Source organism: Curtobacterium sp. MCBD17_034 (assembly GCF_003234515.1).
Lineage (GTDB): Bacteria > Actinomycetota > Actinomycetes > Actinomycetales > Microbacteriaceae > Curtobacterium.
Genome location: NZ_QKTN01000002.1, coordinates 575653 through 590354 on the forward strand (window position 1 = coordinate 575653; position 14702 = coordinate 590354).

Genomic DNA, 14702 nt, shown 5'->3' on the forward strand with positions numbered 1-14702 from the left:
GCTACTGCTCCTTCGCTCGCTGCCGGAAGCGCGCGAGGTAGATGTTGAGGATCATCGCGAGCAGGATCGCCGCGCCCTCGACGATGACGAACGTGGTGGCGGAGATGCCCTCGATGTTGAAGCCGTCCTGGAGCACGGCCAGGAGCAGCGCACCGAGGAAGGCGCCGACGACGGTGCCGGAGCCGCCGATGAGCGACGTCCCGCCGAGCACCGCGGCCGCGATCGCCATGAACATGAGGTCGTTGCCGCCCGCGTTGGGGTCGAACGACTTGGCGATGTTCGTGCCGTCGAGGATGCCGGCGAGCCCGGCGAACAGCGACGTGAGCATGAACGCCCGGATCTTGACGCGCCGGACCGCGATGCCCGCCTCGGACGCGCCGACGAGGTTCGCGCCCGTGGCGATCGTGTGCACGCCCGACCGGGTGCTCGTCAGCACGACCTGCATGACGATGACGATGAGCACCGCCCAGATGAGCTCGGACCACTGGTACCCGCCGAACACCGCGACGAGTGCGCCCTTCGTGGGGGCCGGCAGCGGTGTGCTCCCCGCGATGGCGAGGGCCACGCCGTGCAGGCCGTACAGCGTCCCGAGCGTCGCGATGAACGACGGCAGCTTGAGGTACTGGTTCACGACCCCGTTGAACAACCCGATGAGCGTCGCGACGACGAGCGCCAGCAGGAGCGCCGTCCACAGCGGCATCGCGTCGGCGAACGTCACCATGAGGATCGGCGTCAGCGCGAACGTCATGCCCGCGGACAGGTCGATCTCGCCGCAGATGAGCAGGAACACCTCGCCCGCCGCGATGATCGCCGCCGCGCTGAGGAAGTTCGCGATGTTGCCGATGTTCGACCCCGTCAGGAACGCGTGGTTCGTCGCGGCGAAGTAGATGATGAGCGCGACGTCGACGACGAGCACCGAGAACTCGCGGATCCGGAGCACACCCCCGAGCGGCCCGCCGCGGAGGCCGCGGCGAGCCGGTCGGGGTGCGGACGACATGGGTGCCGGGGTGGGCGACTCCGTCTGGAGGCCGATGGCGTCGTCGCTCACGACGTGAGGTACTTCTGCGCGGACGAGCTGCCCTCGAACCGGTTCGTCGACTTGAGGTACGGCTTCACGTTCTTCTTCGTGACGAACTTGAGGCCGGTGTCGGTGAGCGGTGGTGCGACGAGCGTGCCCGACAGCTTGTACAGGTACAGGTACAGCGTCGGCAGGAACCCCTGCAGGTACGCGGACTGGTCGATCGTGAAGCTGAGGATGCCGTGGCGGATCGACTTCTCGGTGGAGGCCAGGAGGTCCCACCCGCCGCCCTTGTAGCCCTGCGATGCCAGGTCGTACTTCTTCATGACGTTCGCGACGCCCTGGGTGCTGCCCGCATCGACCGCGAACAGGCCCTTGTAGTCCTTGTTCCCGGTGTAGAACGCGTCGATCGCGCTCTGCTCCTTGCCCTCGTCGGCCCCGGTGGCGATCTGCTTGACCTGGAACCCCTTGTTCGCGGCCTTGAGCGCCGCGATCGCACCGTCCGCTCGCGGCTGGATGTTGAGGGCACCCGGCGTCGCGATGAAGATCGCGATCTTGCTGCCGTTCGGCAGGAGCTTCGCGATGTGCTCGCCGGCGGCCTGCCCCGACGCGTACAGGTCCTGGCCGATGTAGTTGAGCCGCCCGTTCCCGGTGACGTCCGCGTTGTAGGACACGACGGGGATCCCCGCGGCGAGCGCCTTCTTGACGGGCTCGTTGAAGGCGGTCTTGTCGACGAGTGACACGGCGATGCCGTCGACGCCGCCGCTGACCGCGGTGTTGAACGCGCTGACCATCTGCGACACGTTCGAGGTCTCCGAGCCGGTCCACTGGGGCTTCGGCAGACCGAGCATCGAGGCGGCGTCGGCGAGTCCGTACTGCGTGGCCTGGAAGAACGTGTTCGTGGTCACGTGGTTGATGAACACGAACTTGAACCCGGGCGTCGACGGGAAATTCCCTGCCTTCCCGGCCGCGCTCGCCATGTCCCCGCCGGAGAACGACAGCAGGCCCGACGCCAACGCGGCGGCACCTGCCAGCCCCGCTCCGCGGACCAGTCCCCTCCGGCTCGGGCCGGGCCCGGCCCCCATCGCCGCAACTGCGTTCTCGACCGCGTCGTCTTCCACGGATACCTCCTCGTATCGGGCTGCGTGCGGCACCGACGACGAGGACGGCGTCGGTGTCCGACGCGTCTCCCCCGCGCTTCGGTGCCACGGATTGGGGCATTCCTAGACCCGGTCTCTCCGAGCGGTCAAGAAAGCTGAGCGAACGTTCCCATCCGCTGGTTCGTGAACGGTGCTCACACAGGCTTGTCCCCCGAAGGAGGCCCGGTCGCCGGACGACAACGATGTCGGTGCCCGGTCGGGCGCGGTCGCTACGATCACGGGATGGCGGAAGTGAGCGCATCGCAGGCGCGGCGGAAGGACCTGGGACGTCACCAGAACCTCACGTCGCTGCTCCGTCGTGTGCACGCCACGCCCGCCACCAGGAGCGACCTGACCCGGTTCAGCGGCCTCAACCGCTCGACGGTCGCCGGGTTGGTCGGCGAGCTCGTCGACCGCGGGCTCGTGGTCGAGGACGAGGTCCGTGGCGCGGGATCGGTCGGCCGTCCGAGCCCCACGGTCCGGCCCGCCGACCGGGCGGTCGGGATCGCCGTGCACCCCGAGATCGACGCCGTCCGGGTCGCCGCGGTGCTGCTCGGCGGCCGCGTGGTCCGGCGCGTCCGTGTCGACGTGGACCAGCCTCCGACACCGGAACGCGTCGCCTCCATCGCCCAGGAGGCCGTGGCCGCCATCCGCGCGGACCTCCCGCCCGGTGCCGTGGTCGTGGGCGCGGGCGTCGCCGTCCCCGGGCTCGTGCGCGTCGCCGACGGGGTCGTCCGCCTGGCGCCGCACCTGGACTGGCACGACGTCCCACTCGCCGCCCAGCTCGCCTCGGCGCTGGACATGCCGGTCCGCGCCGCGAACGAGGCCTCGCTCGGGGCCGCGGCCGAGTGGGTGTTCGGCGCCGGCCGGGGTGCGGACGACCTGCTCTACGTCAACGGCGGGGCGAGCGGCATCGGCGGTGGGATCGTCACGGGCGGCGTGCCGCTGCTCGGCGCGAGCGGCCACGCCGGCGAGATCGGCCACGTGTCGATCCGGACGGACGGATCCCGCGACAGCGCCGGCCTGGTCGGGACCCTCGAGGCCGCGGTGACCCGGGCTCGGCTCGCCGCGGTGCTCGACGTGCGCGAACCCGACCCCGACACCTTCGAGCGGATGCTCCTCGCCGCGACCGAGGGCGGCAGCAGCCGGTCGAGCGCCGTGGTCGCGGAGGTCGAGCGCCAGATCGACACCCTCGCGATCGCGCTCGCGAGCGTCGTGAACGTGCTCGGCTCGGAGCGGATCGTCCTCGGCGGGTTCCTGGCAGCCCTCGCGGCGGCCGACGGTCCGCGCCTCCGCAACGCGTTCGACGCGCACCTGCTCGCGCCGCTCGTCCCCGACGTGCAGATCCGACGGGCGGAGCTCGGCGCGGACATCCTGCTCATCGGCGCGGCGTCGCTGCCGCTCGAGCACGTGCTCACCGAGCTGCCGACGCTGGGCTGAGCCCCTCGACCGACCGCTCCAGCCGCGGGGTCGCGATACCGAGCGCACGTGCGGTGGCGAGCATGTCCTCCAGCACGGCACGGGGCTCCGCCGCGTGGGGATCGGTGTGTGCTGCCAGGCTCGCCCGTGCGATCGGGAGCAGGCGGGTGGCCCACGCCGCCGATGCGGCCGTCATCCCGGGGAACCGAGCGGGCATCGTCGCGCCGCGGTGGCGCCCGATGTCGGCCCCCCGCGCCGCGAGGACCGGGAGGAGCTCCCGGCTCGTCAGGAACGCCCCGCGAAGCGCGCGGCGATCTCCGATCATGGCCGCCAGGCCGCCGCTCGTCAGCGCTTGGGAGAACATGCCCGCGTCCATGACGAAGTGCGACCACAGCCATCCGCGCATGTCCGGCTCGTCCCGGACCACGAGTCCCGCCTGCTGCAACGTCGTCCGCACCTCGGGTGCCCGTCGATCGCCGGGCGTCCCGCACGAGCCGAGCACGACCGAACGGAGCAGCGCGCCGTGCAGGACGCCGTCGCCGTCGAATCCCCCGCCTGCGCCGGGGAACCCGAACACCACCTGATCCGCGGGGAGCGGAGCCACCGCGGCGACGGGGTCGTCCCACACGTTGCCCAGGACCAGCACCGTGGCCGCGTCGACCACCGGAGCCAGGGACGCCACGGCTTCCCGCAGACGATGGTGCCCGACACTGAGCACGACGAGATCGAAGCCGTCCCCCGGCTCGACGGACTCGCGCAGCCGGGTCGCGAACGTGGTGCGCCGCCGTCGGCCGAGCAGCCCCCGCCTGCCGTCGACGAGATCCGTGCGGACGCGGGCCCCGTACTCGCGAGTCCGGCCCGGGCGGACGAGGAACTCGACATGGTGCCCGGCCTCCTGGAGCACCTGGCCGTGGATCGTCGCGATGACGCCCCGGCCGACCATGAGGATCCGCATCATGCCTCCGATCACTAATGTGGAGACGATCTCCGGTCTGGACGATACGGAGGTCGTCTCCAGTTCGTCAACCGGGAGGGCACATGGCCGAGGAGCGGGCCCTGCGCGCTGACGCGCGCCGGAACCGAGACGCCATCGTCGCGGCCGCGCGATCGGTGTTCGAGCACGACGAACAGATCCGGTTCGACGACTTCGCGGAGCGGGCTGGCGTCGGGGTCGGGACGCTCTACCGCCACTTCCCCACACGGGAGGCACTGGCCGCCGCGGTCTACCAGGACGAGGTGGCGGCGCTGTGCGAGCGTGCCCGGGACGCATCGCGGCCGGCCGGCGAACGGCTCGCCGGGTTCCTCCGCGCGTTCGTGGACCACGTGATCGAGCACGTCGCCCTCGCGCGCGCCTTCGCCGCCCTCGTCAGCCCGGCGACGCAGGCCGAGGGTGGGAGCGAACTCGAGCGCACGGTCGCGGACCTGATGGCCCGCGCGGCCGCGGACGGCACCATCCGCGATGACGTGACCCCGGGCGCGGTGATGATCGCACTCCACGGCATCGGCTCCGCGATCGACCGCCCCGACTGGGCGATGGAGGCCCGCTCCGTCGCGGAACTCGTCATCCGCGGACTGGAGGCCCGCTGACCGAGCGGCGAGACGACGCGCCAGAGGGCCGGCGATCGGTCCGGAGCCGACGCGCCGCGGCGCCCTTGCGGACCCGTCCGTCGTGCAATACGTTGTGACTCACAACAAACCCCTTCAGGAGCGCACCATGGCAACGAAGCCCACCCGCGACGACAAGTTCTCGTTCGGTCTCTGGACCGTCGGGTACAACGGCACCGACCCGTTCGGCGGTCCGACCCGTCCCCCGCTCGACGTCGTCGAGGCCGTCGAGAAGCTCGACGAGCTCGGCGCCTACGGCCTGACGTTCCACGACGACGACCTGTTCGCCTTCGGCTCGACCGACGCCGAGCGCCAGAAGCAGATCGACCGCCTCAAGGGCGCGCTCGAGTCCACCGGCCTCGTCGTGCCGATGGTCACGACGAACCTCTTCAGCGCCCCGGTGTTCAAGGACGGCGGGTTCACCTCGAACGACCGGCAGGTCCGCCGGTTCGCCCTCCGCAAGGTCCTCCGCAACATCGACCTCGCCGCCGAGCTCGGTGCGACGACGTTCGTCATGTGGGGTGGTCGCGAGGGCGCCGAGTACGACACCGCCAAGGACGTCCAGGCGGCGCTCGAGCGCTACCGCGAGGCCGTCAACCTCCTCGCCGACTACGTCACCGACAAGGGCTACGGCATCCGGTTCGCGATCGAGCCGAAGCCGAACGAGCCCCGCGGCGACATCCTCCTGCCCACCCTCGGGCACGCGATCGCGTTCACCGAGACCCTCGAGCGCCCGGAGCTGTTCGGGATCAACCCCGAGGTCGGGCACGAGCAGATGGCCGGCCTCAACTTCACCGCGGGCATCGCGCAGGCGCTCTACCAGGGCAAGCTCTTCCACATCGACCTCAACGGCCAGCGCGGCATCAAGTACGACCAGGACCTCGTGTTCGGGCACGGCGACCTGCAGAACGCGTTCTCGCTCGTCGACCTCCTCGAGCACGGCGCACCGCAGGGTGGCCCGGCGTACGACGGCCCGCGCCACTTCGACTACAAGCCGAGCCGCACCGAGGACTTCGACGGTGTCTGGGACTCCGCCGCCGCGAACATGCGCATGTACCTGCTCCTCAAGGAGCGCGCGCAGGCGTTCCGCGCGGACCCCGAGGTGCAGGCGGCGCTCGAGGCGTCGAAGGTCGCCGAGCTCCGCACCCCGACGCTCAACGAGGGCGAGTCGTACGACGACTTCCTCGCCGACCGCTCGGCCTTCGAGGACTTCGACGCCGACGCGTACTTCGGCGGCAAGGGCTTCGGCTTCGTCAAGCTGCAGCAGCTCACCCTCGAGCACCTCATGGGCGCGCGTGGCTGAGTCGCTCGCCAGCACGACCGACCCCGGTGACGAGGACCTCCTCGTCGCCGGGGTCGACTCGTCCACGCAGTCCTGCAAGGTCGTCATCCGGGAGGCCCGCAGCGGCCGGGTGGTCCGCTCCGGTCGTGCGAGCCACCCGGACGGCACCGAGGTCGACCCCGCCGCGTGGTGGGACGCCCTCGGCGCGGCGATCACCGACGCCGGCGGGCTCGACGACGTCGCCGGGATCGCCGTCGGCGGGCAGCAGCACGGCATGGTCGTGCTCGACGCCGACGGCCGGGTGATCCGCCCCGCGCTCCTGTGGAACGACACCCGCAGCGCCGGTGCCGCGGCCGACCTCGTCGACGAGCTCGGCCCGGAGCAGTGGGTCGAGCGCACCGGCCTCGTCCCGGTCGCCTCGTTCACGGCGACCAAGCTCCGGTGGCTCCGCGACACCGAACCCGACAACACCGCCCGGGTGGCCGCGGTCGCGCTCCCCCACGACTGGCTGTCCTGGCGCCTCCGCGGCTACGGCCCGGCGGACGAGAGCCCGCTCGGACCGGACCTCGACGCACTCGCGACCGACGCGTCGGACGCGAGCGGCACCGCCTACTGGGACCCGGCCCGCCGCGCCTACGACGCCGACCTGTTCGAGCGGGCGCTCGGGCGGGTGCTCCGGGAGGCCCGGCCGGGCACCGCGACGGACGGCGGCGACGCGGTGGTCGTCCCCCGCGTCGTCGAGCCGTCCGCCGCCATGGGCACGCTCGACCGGGAGGTCGCACTCCCCGGTGGCGCCGTCGCGCACGCCGGTCTCGTGGTCGGCCCGGGCACCGGGGACAACGCCGGGGCCGCACTCGGCCTCGGCCTCGGGCCGGGCGACGTCGCCGTGTCCCTCGGCACCTCCGGCACCGTGTTCGGCGTCACCACGGCCTCCCTGGCGGACCCGAGCGGGACCGTGGCGGGGTTCGCCGACGCGACGGGGGCGCGCCTCCCGATCGTCACGACGCTCAACGCGGCGCGCGTGCTCGAGGTGATCGGCGGGGTGCTCGGCGCGGACCACGGCGAACTCGGCGCGCTCGCGCTCGAGGCCCCGGCCGGCGCCGGCGGGCTCGTGCTCGTGCCGTACTTCGTCGGCGAGCGCACCCCGAACCGGCCCGACGCCACCGCCTCGCTGCTCGGCATGACCCCGTTGACGACCACGCGCCCGTACCTGGCACGTGCCGCCGTCGAGGGCATGCTGTGCGCGCTCGCCGACGGTCTCGCTGCCGTCGAGGGCACGGGGACCCGCGTGGAGCGCCTGTTCCTCATCGGCGGAGCGGCGCAGAACCCCGCCGTGCGGACGATCGCCGCGCAGGTCTTCGGGCGCGACGTGCTCATCCCCGACCCCGGCGAGTACGTCGCCGCGGGCGCCGCGCGGCAGGCCGCGTGGGTGCTCGGCGGTGCGCTGCCCGACTGGCCGCTCGCGGCGGACACGATCCCGGCCGATCCGCGGCCGGAGGTGCTCGCCGCGTACCGCAGGAGCCTGTAGATGCCGTTCACGGACCTCCCGCTCGCCGAACTCCGCGCGTACCGGCCGGTGGTGCGCGAGCCGGACGACTTCGACGCGTTCTGGCGGACGACGATCGCGGAAGCGCGGCAGGCCGCGACGACGGCGGGCGTCGGGCCCGTCCTGACGCCGGCCAGCACGCCGATCACCGAGCTCGTCGTCGAGGACCTGGTGTTCCCCGGCTTCGCGGCCGAGCCGGTCCGGGCGTGGGTCACCCGTCCACGCCGGCCGCGGGACGAGCGGCTCCCGGTCGTCGTCGAGTACCTCGGCTACAACGGTGGCCGCGGGTTGCCGGGCGAGCGGGTGCAGTGGGCCCTCGCCGGGTACGTCCACGTCGTCATGGACACGCGCGGACAGGGCAGCGGCTGGGGCAACGGCGGTGACACGCCGGACCCGCACGCGTCGAACGGGCAGGTCGCGGGGTGGATGACGAACGGGATCCTCGATCCGCACGAGCACTTCTACCGGCGTGTCCACACGGATGCCCTGCGGCTCGTCGACGCGGTGCGGACGCTCGCGTTCGTCGATCCGGCGCGGGTGGCGGTCACCGGCGGGAGCCAGGGCGGCGGCATCGCGATCGCCGCCGCGGCCCTCGCCGAGTCGCACGGGGACGGCGTCGTCGCGGTCATGCCCGACGTCGCGTTCCTGGCCGACTGGGAGCACGGCGCCGAGGTGGCGGTGAGCGACCCGTACCAGGAGCTCGTGCGCTACCTCGCCGTGCACCGCGACCACGCCGAGGCGGTGTGGACGACGGCGAGCTACCTCGACGGCGTCAACTTCGCCAAGCGGATCACGGCACCGGCGCTGTTCTCCGTGGCGCTCATGGACGAGATCGTGCCGCCCCGCACCACGTTCGCGGCGTTCAACGCGCTCGCGTCGGAGGACGCCGTGATCGAGGTCTACCCGTACAACGGGCACGAGGGCGGCGGCGGGCACCACTGGCCGAAGCAGGCGAGGTTCCTGGCGGCGCACCTCTAGGCCGCTTCGTCCCCCGCCTCCCCCTCATCCGCGAGATCGCACTTGTTGCCGTTCTGGCGCTGTCCAGAGCGGCAACAAGTGCGATCTCGCGGAGGACCGGAGGAGCCCGGCAGGGTGGGAGGACGATACTGCTGACGTGCCCTCGACGGCGAGGGCGACGGCGGAAGGACGACGATGACCGACACCAGCACCGACCTCGAGGACATCAGCCTCGGGGGCCCCGACCGGATCCCCGTTCCCGAGGGCGCCTCGCCCGAGATCGCGGAGGCCGTGCGCGCGCTCTACACCGACGGCACGATCGGCAAGAAGGGCGCCTTCTCCCGCGAGTGGGCGACCGACATGGCCGAGGACGTGTACGTCGCGTTCCACCAGGCCCTCGCGCGGAAGGGCGGCACGATGGGCCGCGGTCCGCGCCGCTACTACGTCGAGATCCACCCCGAGCAGCTCCGCGGCTGGGTCGACATCGTCGACCACCCGTGGGTGCGCGCGCTCAGCGAGGCGGTCCTCGGGCCGGAGTACCAGATCGTCGAGCTCGGCTTCGACATCCCGTTCCCGGGTGCGAAGAACCAGCCGTGGCACCGCGACTTCCGGATGCCCGAGGCGACGCGTGAGGACCGGCGCCTGACGTCCCTCGCCTTCAACCTCACGGCGGTGGACACGGTCGACGAGATGGGCCCGTTCGAGATCGCCCTCGGCACGCAGTGGGACCTCTCGCCCGAGTTCGACCACGAGATGTTCCCGCCGGCGTCCTTCGCGCCGCGCTACGCCGAGCGTGCCGTCCGCAAGTACCCGAACATGGGTGACATCGCGGCCCGGTCCGCGCTCACGATCCACCGGGGCACGCAGAACTTCTCGTCGCAGCCGCGCCCGGTGCTCGTGCTCGGCATCGACGCACCCGGTGCGGGGAACGCCGAGCACCACGACATGGCCGTCACGCATGCGTTCCACGAGTCGCTCCCCCAGCGGGTCCGCGACCACCTCGTCTGCCCGGTGGTCGACGAGCTCACGCCCATCGTGCAGAAGCACGACATCGAGGGCCTCATGATGGGCGGCGCCTGACCCCCAGGCCCACCTCCGCCACCGAGATCGCAGAAGATGCCGCTCCCCATGGCTTGGAAGCGGCATCTTCTGCGATCTCGCGGAACCGGGGCGGAGGCCCGGCTGCCGCCCGGGGGGCACCGCGCGTCAGACGCCCGACACGACCCGCCAGGCGACGAGCCGCTCGTCCGCCGTCGTGACCTCGTGCACCGGCCCCGCGATCGTGAGCGTCGCGCGCGGCGTCGCGGAGCCCGGGAGGTCCTGCGCCACGGCCTGCTTCTCGTTCACGATGACGCCGCCCGTGGTCTCCTCGGTGTCGACGGGGGCCGCCGACGCCGCCGCGTGATCGCCGACCCAGACCTCGACGTCGCCCGGCTCGACGACCCGGACCATGCGGCGGTCGCTGAAGGCGAACCGCGTCGTCGGCACGTCGAAGGCGACGCGGACGGACTCCCCCGCCTCGAGGTCGACCCGCGCGTAGCCGAGCAGCTGCACCACCGGACGGGTCACGGAACCCTGGACGTCGTGGCCGTACAGCTGCACCACGTGGCCGCTCGCGGTCGCACCGGTGTTCGTCACGGTCACGGCGGCCGTGAACGTGTCCCCGGCGCCGACGGTCCGGTCGACGACGAGGTCCGAGTACGCGACCGTGGTGTACCCGAGCCCGAACCCGAAGGGCCGGAGCGGCGTCGAGTCCGTCGCGGTGACGTCCGACGGCCCGCCGAGCACCGGGTGCAGGTACGAGTACGGCTGCGCCCCCGCGGACCGGGGCAGCGACACGGGCAGACGCCCGGACGGTGCGACGCGACCGGTGATCACGTCGGCGATCGCGAGCCCGCCGCCCTCACCGGGGAAGAACGCCTGCAGCACCGCGCCCGGCTTCGGGCCCGTGCCGTCGAGCGCCCAGCCGATCGCGTACGGCCGACCGGTGAGCAGGACCACGACGACCGGCGTACCGGTGGCGAGCACGGCCTCCACGAGCTGCCGCTGCACGCCGGGCAGTTCGAGCGACTCGGAGTCGTTGCCCTCGCCCACGGTGCCCCGGCCGAACAGTCCGGCCTGGTCGCCGACGACGACGACCGCGAGCTCGGCGGCGGCCGCCGCGTCGACGGCCTCCGCGAATCCAGTCGTGTCGTCGCCCTCGACCGCGCAGCCGACGGCGTGCACGATCTCGGTGGCACCGAGGCCCGCCGCGGCGAACGCGCCGGGCAGTGCCTCGAGCACCGTCGGGATCGTGAACCCGAGTGGCAGGTCGGGGTGACCGGCGAGCACGTGGTTCGCGAACGAGTAGCACCCCTGCAGGGCCTCGGCCCGATCCGCGTTCGGACCGATCACGGCGACCCGGGCGGGTGCCGGACGATCGGCGCCGGAGTCGGCCCCGGACCTCCCGATCGGCAGCACGCCGTCGTTGTGGAGGAGCACGATCGACTCCTCGGCGAGCCGCCGGGCGAGCGCCTGGTGGCGCGGCGAGTCCAGGTCGATCGCCGTCGGCGGCTCGTCCTCGTACGCGTCGTCGTCGAGCAGGCCGAGCGACTCCTTCTGCGCGAGCACGCGGAGCACCGCACGGTCGACGTACGCCTCGTCGAACTCGCCCGAGCGGACGCGGTCGACGAGCGGCTGCAGGTAGGCGTCACCGGTGGGCAGCTCGACGTCGATGCCGGCCTCGAGCGCGAGCGCGGCCGCCTCACCCCGGTCGGCCGCGACGCCGTGCATGACCTCGAGGAACGCGACGGCGAAGTAGTCCGCCACGACGACGCCGTCGAACCCGAGGCGCTCCCGGAGCACCCCGGTCAGGTAGTCGCCGTTGGCCGCCATGGGCACGCCGTCGATCTCGGCGTAGGAGTTCATGACGGATCGGACGCCACCATCGAGGACCGCCATCTCGAACGGGGGCAGGAACACGTCGGCGACCTCGCGCGGCCCGGCGTGCACGGGGGCGTGGTTCCGCCCGGCGCGCGATGCGGAGTAGCCGAGGAAGTGCTTGAGCGTGGCGTGCACGCCGGCGTCCTGCAGCCCCCGCACGTACGCGGTACCGACGGTCCCGACCAGGTACGGGTCCTCACCGATGCACTCGTCGACGCGGCCCCAGCGGGGGTCACGGACGACGTCGAGCACGGGCGCGAGCCCCTGGTGCACGCCGAGTTCGCGCATGGAGTCCCCGATGGCGCGACCGACCTGTTCGACGAGCTCCGGGTCGAACGCGGCGCCCCAGGCGAGTGGCGTGGGGAACGTCGCGGCGCGCCATGCGGCGAGCCCGGTCAGGCACTCCTCGTGCACGAGCGCGGGGATCCCGAGCCGGGTCTCGCGCTTGAGGCGGCGCTGCTCGCCCCAGAGCCACGCCGCGCGTTCCTCGGCGTCGACCGGTCGCGTGCCGTAGACGCGGGTGAAGTGGCCGATGCCGTCGCGGGTGACCTCCGCCAGCGGAGCCGAGGCGTCCTGCCCCGCGGCCATCTCGCCCTGCATCGGCGCGACGACGCCGTTCTGGTCGAGCCAGTAGCCGACGATCTGCGCCGCCTTCTCCTCGAGGGTCATCCGCGCGTGCAGGGCGCGGGCCCGGTCGGACACGGTGGGCATGGCGGGCGGCGTCGCCGCGGCGACGACGGCGTGGTCGTCGACGTCGGTGGTGGTGGTGGGGATCGCGGTGGTCACGCGTTCCTCGCTTTCGTCGGAGTGGGGCGACCGGTGGTCGGGATGGTGCGCGACGCACGCCGGGAGGCGCTCATCCCTTCACCGCGCCGGTCAGGCCGCCGACGATGCGGCGCTGGAAGATCGTGAAGAACACGAGCGCCGGGATCATCGACATCGTCGTGAACGCGAGCACCTTCGCGGTGTCCACGGAGTACTGGGACGAGAACGCCTGCACACCGAGCGGCAGCGTGTACTGCCCCTCGTTGTTGAGGATGAACAGCGGCAGGATGTAGCTGTTCCAGCTCGCGATGAACGCGAGGATCCCGGTGGTGACGACACCCGGCAGCGACAGCGGCACGATCATCCGGAAGAAGAACCCGAGCCGGCTCGCACCGTCGATCGACGCGGCTTCCTCGAGTTCGTCGGGGATCGCCCGGAGGAACGGCACGAGGATGATCACGGTCGTCGGCAGCGCGAACGCGATCTGCGGCAGGATCACCCCGGCCAGGTTGTTCGTCAGGCCGAGGTCCTTGACGAGCAGGTAGAGCGGTGTGATCGCGACCGTGATCGGGAACATCAGCCCCGCGGCGAAGAGCGCGTACAGCGCCCCGCGTCCGGCGAAGTGGTAGCGCGCGAGCACGAAGCTCACCATGAGTCCGAGGACCACGACGCCGACCGTGGTGGCGATCGCCGTGATCGCGGAGTTGCCGAGTTCCTGCCAGAACACCCCGCTCGAGAGCACGCTCGCGTAGTTCCCGAACTGCAGTGGGTCCGGCAGGCCCGCGGGGCTCGTCGTGATCTGCGCGTTCGTCCGGAACCCGCCCAGGACGATGTAGAGGACCGGGGCGAGGTTCGCCGCGATGAAGACGATCGCGACGACGTAGGTGATCGGGTTGACGTGGGTGTTCGCCGCGCCCGACCGACGCCGACGCGTGCTGCCGGGGCCGGGGATGCCGGACCGGACGCCGCGGGACCGGCCCGAGCGGGCCTCCCGGCCGTCGATGGTGGTGGTCGCCATCAGCCGTTCCTCTCGGTGAGTGCGCCCGCGGTGTCGCGGCGCAGGACGAAGCGCTGGTAGAGGAGCGCGACGATGAGGGAGATCAGGAAGATCACCACGGCGACCGCGTTCCCGTAGCCGTAGTTGCCGGAGTTGCGACCGTTCCCGACCATGTACGTCGCCATCGTCGAGGTCCCGGCGGTCGAGGCGATGTACTGACCCCAGATGATGTAGACGAGGTCGAACAGCTGGAGCGACCCGATGATCGACAGGAACGCCCAGATGCGGATGGTCGGTCCGAGCAGCGGCAGGGTGATCCGTCGCTGGATCTGCCAGTAGCCGGCACCGTCGATGGCGGCGGCCTCGAACAGTTCCTCGGGGATGCTCTGCAGCCCGGCGAGGAACAGGATCACGGCGAACCCGATGTACTTCCACGAGATGATGAGGAGCAGGGTCCAGATCGCGATCGACGGGTTCGACAGCCAGTCCGCGCGCAGGCCGCCGAGGCCGATGGCCTGCAGGAGGTCGTTCACCGCCCCGTTCGACTGGAGCATGAGGCTCCAGCCGGTGCCGACGATGACCTCGGAGATCACGTACGGCACGAACACGAGCACCCGGACGAGCGTCCGACCGCGGATCTTCTGGTTGAGGAGCAGCGCCAGGAAGATCGCCAGCGGACCCTGGAGGACCAGGGACAGCACCACGATGAACGCGTTGTGGAGCAGGACGGACTGGAACGCGCTGTCGGTGAAGATGACGACGTAGTTGTGCAGTCCGACGAAGTCGGTCGGGGTGCCGTAGCCCGCCCAGCGGAAGAACCCGTAGTAGGCGGCGAGCACGACCGGGAGGATCACGAACCCGACGAAGACGACGACCGCCGGTCCGGCGAGCACGGCGATCTCGGCGCGCTTGCGCCAGTCGGCCGGAGCCCGGGTACCGCGCCGGCCGGCGGGGCGGGAGGCACGTGGTGCGCCCCGCCCCGCCTCCGGTGCACCCGGGGAGCGCTGCGGGTCGGTGACCCGACCCGCAGCGATGGAGGTGTTCGCGGACAC

Annotated in this window: 12 protein-coding genes; 6 read left to right on the plus strand and 6 right to left on the minus strand. The window is 72.0% G+C overall.

Annotated features, from left to right (window positions below; translation table 11 throughout):
• Nucleotide 1: 1 nt before the first annotated feature.
• On the minus strand, nucleotides 2–1048 hold the full coding sequence (locus DEI92_RS06370) for an ABC transporter permease (protein WP_220037234.1): 1047 nt from the start codon (nucleotides 1046–1048) through the stop codon (nucleotides 2–4).
• Nucleotides 1045–2139 carry a substrate-binding domain-containing protein gene (locus DEI92_RS06375; protein ID WP_220037457.1) on the minus strand — a complete coding sequence of 365 codons (1095 nt, stop codon included), beginning with the start codon at nucleotides 2137–2139 and terminating at the stop codon, nucleotides 1045–1047. The genes DEI92_RS06370 and DEI92_RS06375 overlap by 4 nt, the downstream gene beginning before the upstream one ends.
• A 261-nt stretch (nucleotides 2140–2400) precedes the next feature.
• Here DEI92_RS06375 and DEI92_RS06380 point away from each other — a divergent pair, with 261 nt between their 5' ends.
• Complete coding sequence (locus DEI92_RS06380; protein WP_111012781.1) at nucleotides 2401–3597, plus strand: ROK family protein; 1197 nt, start codon at nucleotides 2401–2403, stop codon at nucleotides 3595–3597.
• On the opposite strand, the gene DEI92_RS06385 is transcribed toward DEI92_RS06380, so the two are convergent.
• Nucleotides 3572–4534 carry a ketopantoate reductase family protein gene (locus DEI92_RS06385; RefSeq protein ID WP_258370094.1) on the minus strand — a complete coding sequence of 321 codons (963 nt, stop codon included), beginning with the start codon at nucleotides 4532–4534 and terminating at the stop codon, nucleotides 3572–3574. The two genes, DEI92_RS06380 and DEI92_RS06385, sit on opposite strands and share 26 nt — an antisense overlap.
• Nucleotides 4535–4614: 80 nt before the next feature.
• Between DEI92_RS06385 and DEI92_RS06390 the strand changes: the two genes are divergently transcribed.
• The 5 genes from DEI92_RS06390 to DEI92_RS06410 all read left to right on the plus strand — a co-directional run bounded on the left by DEI92_RS06390 (nucleotide 4615) and on the right by DEI92_RS06410 (nucleotide 10046).
• Complete coding sequence (locus DEI92_RS06390) at nucleotides 4615–5163, plus strand: TetR/AcrR family transcriptional regulator (RefSeq protein WP_111012782.1); 549 nt, start codon at nucleotides 4615–4617, stop codon at nucleotides 5161–5163.
• A gap of 127 nt (nucleotides 5164–5290) precedes the next feature.
• Nucleotides 5291–6484, plus strand: coding sequence for a xylose isomerase (gene xylA / locus DEI92_RS06395; protein ID WP_111011453.1), 1194 nt, complete (start codon nucleotides 5291–5293; stop codon nucleotides 6482–6484).
• Complete coding sequence (xylB, locus tag DEI92_RS06400; RefSeq protein WP_111012783.1) at nucleotides 6477–7991, plus strand: xylulokinase; 1515 nt, start codon at nucleotides 6477–6479, stop codon at nucleotides 7989–7991. The genes xylA and xylB overlap by 8 nt, the downstream gene beginning before the upstream one ends.
• Nucleotides 7992–8987 carry an acetylxylan esterase gene (locus DEI92_RS06405; RefSeq protein ID WP_111012784.1) on the plus strand — a complete coding sequence of 332 codons (996 nt, stop codon included), beginning with the start codon at nucleotides 7992–7994 and terminating at the stop codon, nucleotides 8985–8987.
• Between the two features lie 174 nt (nucleotides 8988–9161).
• Nucleotides 9162–10046: a phytanoyl-CoA dioxygenase family protein gene (locus tag DEI92_RS06410; protein ID WP_111012785.1), complete on the plus strand. Its 885-nt coding sequence runs from the start codon at nucleotides 9162–9164 to the stop codon at nucleotides 10044–10046.
• Between the two features lie 126 nt (nucleotides 10047–10172).
• Here DEI92_RS06410 and DEI92_RS06415 read toward each other — a convergent pair whose 3' ends face one another.
• From DEI92_RS06415 to DEI92_RS06425, 3 genes are all read right to left on the minus strand, one after another.
• On the minus strand, nucleotides 10173–12599 hold the full coding sequence (locus DEI92_RS06415; RefSeq protein WP_111012888.1) for a beta-glucosidase: 2427 nt from the start codon (nucleotides 12597–12599) through the stop codon (nucleotides 10173–10175).
• A gap of 145 nt (nucleotides 12600–12744) precedes the next feature.
• A complete protein-coding gene (locus DEI92_RS06420; RefSeq protein ID WP_258368746.1) occupies nucleotides 12745–13671 on the minus strand; it encodes a carbohydrate ABC transporter permease in 927 nt (308 codons plus the stop codon).
• Entirely contained in the window at nucleotides 13671–14702 is a 1032-nt protein-coding gene (locus DEI92_RS06425) for a carbohydrate ABC transporter permease (RefSeq protein WP_258370095.1), read from the minus strand. The genes DEI92_RS06420 and DEI92_RS06425 overlap by 1 nt, the downstream gene beginning before the upstream one ends.